Below are 3,502 nucleotides of genomic sequence, written 5' to 3' on the forward strand. Positions count from 1 at the left end.
TAATTTGTGTTCGGCGGTGTCCTACTTTTCCGCCCGGGTGGGGCAGTATCATTGGCGCTGGCAGGCTTAGCTTCCGGGTTCGGGATGGGTCCGGGCGTTTCCCTGTCGCTATTGACCGCCGTAACTTTATTCACTTTGTAGTGTCCCAGTTGGTGTTGGGAAGGGTGTTTTGGTGGTGGGGTGTGTTTGCGTGGTTGATACGCGTGGGTGTGGTTGCGAGTGTGTGTAAGTTTTCGGCCGGTTAGTGCCAGTTCCCTGAACCCATTGCTGGGTGTGTAGGTCTGGTCTATCGATCCCGTGGTCTGCGGGGGGCCTTATCCCACTGAAATGGGTGAGAAGCCTGGTCTTGGAGGGGGTTTCCCGCTTAGATGCTTTCAGCGGTTATCCTGTCCGAACGTGGCTATCCAGCGGTGCCCCTGGTGGGACAACTGGTGTACCAGAGGTTCGTCCGTCCCGGTCCTCTCGTACTAGGGACAGGTTTCCTCAAGCTTCTGACGCGCGCGGCGGATAGAGACCGAACTGTCTCACGACGTTCTAAACCCAGCTCGCGTGCCGCTTTAATGGGCGAACAGCCCAACCCTTGGGACCTGCTCCAGCCCCAGGATGCGACGAGCCGACATCGAGGTGCCAAACCATCCCGTCGATATGGACTCTTGGGGAAGATCAGCCTGTTATCCCCGGGGTACCTTTTATCCGTTGAGCGACACCCCTTCCACTCGGGGGTGCCGGATCACTAGTCCCGACTTTCGTCCCTGCTTGACGTGTAGGTCTCGCAGTCAAGCTCCCTTGTGCACTTACACTCAACACCTGATTGCCGTCCAGGTTGAGGGAACCTTTGGGCGCCTCCGTTACTTTTTAGGAGGCAACCGCCCCAGTTAAACTACCCGCCAGGCACTGTCCCTGAACCGGATAGACGGTTCGAGGTTAGAGGCCCAATACGATCAGAGTGGTATTTCAACAACGACTCCACCATCACTGGCGTGATGGCTTCACAGTCTCCCACCTATCCTACACAAACCGAATCGAGCACCAATACCAAGTTGTAGTGAAGGTCCCGGGGTCTTTTCGTCCTGCCGCGCGTAACGAGCATCTTTACTCGTAATGCAATTTCGCCGAGTCTATGGTTGAGACAGCTGAGAAGTCGTTACGCCATTCGTGCAGGTCGGAACTTACCCGACAAGGAATTTCGCTACCTTAGGATGGTTATAGTTACCACCGCCGTTTACTGGGGCTTAAATTCTCCGCTTCACCCTTGCGGGTTAACGGGTCCTCTTAACCTTCCAGCACCGGGCAGGCGTCAGTCCGTATACCTCGTCTTGCGACTTCGCACGGACCTGTGTTTTTAGTAAACAGTCGCTTCTCACTGGTTTGTGCCACCCCCTCCCGCTGCCGGCCGCGAAGGCCCTGACGGTGTGGGGGTCCCCCTTCTCCCGAAGTTACGGGGGCATTTTGCCGAGTTCCTTAACCATAGTTCACTCGTACGCCTTGGTATTCTCTACCTGACCACCTGTGTTGGTTTGGGGTACGGGCCGTGTATGCGCTCGCTAGAGGCTTTTCTCGACAGCATAGGATCACCGAATTCGCCTCACTCGGCTATGCATCACCTCTCAGGATATGTGAAACCCGGATTTGCCTAGGTTTCTCCCTACAGGTTTGCCCCAGTATTACCACTGACTGGTACGGCTACCTTCCTGCGTCACCCCATCGCTTGACTACTACCCACACGGGTCCCACGCAGCAGGTGACCCCCGCTCCCCGAAGGGATTGGTCGGCCACCGTTTGGGTGGTTAGCAGTATGGATTCGTCAGGGACGCTCATACACGGGTACGGGAATATCAACCCGTTGTCCATCGACTACGCCTGTCGGCCTCGCCTTAGGTCCCGACTCACCCTGGGCGGACTGGCCTGGCCCAGGAACCCTTGGTCTTCCGGCGGGCAAGGTTCTCACTTGCCTTATCGCTACTCATGCCTGCATTCTCACTCCCACACCCTCCACCACTGAATCACTTCGTGGCTTCACCGGATGCAGGACGCTCCCCTACCCAACAACACACTAGGTGTTGCTGCCGCGGCTTCGGCGGTGTGCTTGAGCCCCGCTACATTATCGGCGCACAATCACTTGACCAGTGAGCTATTACGCACTCTTTCAAGGGTGGCTGCTTCTAAGCCAACCTCCTGGTTGTCTTTGCGACTGCACATCCTTTTCCACTTAGCACACGCTTAGGGGCCTTAGCCGGCGATCTGGGCTGTTTCCCTCTCGACGCACGGAGCTTATCCCCCGCCGTCTCACTGCCACGCTTTGACTTGTCGGCATTCGGAGTTTGGCTGACGTCAGTAACCTAGTAGGGCCCATCGGCCATCCAGTAGCTCTACCTCCAACAAGAAACACGCAACGCTGCACCTAAATGCATTTCGGGGAGAACCAGCTATCACGGAGTTTGATTGGCCTTTCACCCCTACCCACAGCTCATCCCCTCAGTCTTCAACCTAAGTGGGTTCGGGCCTCCACGCGGTCTTACCCGCGCTTCACCCTGGCCATGGGTAGATCACTCCGCTTCGGGTCCAGAACACACCACTACACACGCCACTATTGACGTGATACGCCCTATTCAGACTCGCTTTCGCTGCGGCTACCCCACACGGGTTAACCTCGCGACATGTCCCTGACTCGCAGGCTCATTCTTCAAAAGGCACGCCATCACCCCACCACAAAGTGGAGGGCTTTGACGGATTGTAGGCACACGGTTTCAGGTACTCTTTCACTCCCCTCCCGGGGTACTTTTCACCATTCCCTCACGGTACTGATCCGCTATCGGTCACTGAGAAGTATTCAGGCTTACCGGGTGGTCCCGGCAGATTCACAGCAGATTCCACGGGCCCGCTGCTACTCGGGGATCCTGCGACAACAGGCAACAAGTTTTCGGTTACGGGGCTCTCACCCACTACGGCAGACCATCCCAGGCCACTTCACCTAACCCACTGCTTTATCACTGCTGCTATCCACGGCGGCAGATAGAACACAGGCCCCACAACACCGCACACACAACCCCCGCCGGGTATCACATGCACACGGTTTAGCCATCCTCCGCTTTCGCTCGCCACTACTCACGGAATCACAATTGTTTTCTCTTCCTACGGGTACTGAGATGTTTCACTTCCCCGCGTTCCCCCCCAACGCCTATATATTCAGCGTTGGGTGACACGACATCACTCGTGCCGGGTTTCCCCATTCGGACATCCTCGGATCCACGCTCGGTTGACAGCTCCCCGAGGCATAACGCAGCCTCCCACGTCCTTCATCGGCTCCCAGTGCCAAGGCATCCACCATGCGCCCTTAAACACTTACACACAAAACAGATCAAAAAATATTCTCGGAAGAATAAAAATTGCATTATCAACAACAAGCAACCCCCCAAAAAAGAGAGCCACCTGCTGCAGATGCTCGCAACCACTATCCACAAATCAAACACCACACCCCACCACCAAAGCAGGGCGACAACCA

2 rRNA genes are annotated in these 3,502 nt (G+C 56.2%); both read right to left on the reverse strand.

The features are described from left to right. Positions 1–8: 8 nt before the first annotated feature. Positions 9–123 (reverse strand): 5S ribosomal RNA (gene rrf / locus CEX88_RS25675). A gap of 98 nt (positions 124–221) precedes the next feature. Then, positions 222–3,348, reverse strand: a 23S ribosomal RNA gene (locus CEX88_RS25680). Positions 3,349–3,502: the final 154 nt, after the last annotated feature.

Origin of the sequence: Mycobacterium neumannii, assembly GCF_002245615.1 — a bacterium.
Classification (GTDB): domain Bacteria; phylum Actinomycetota; class Actinomycetes; order Mycobacteriales; family Mycobacteriaceae; genus Mycobacterium; species Mycobacterium neumannii_A.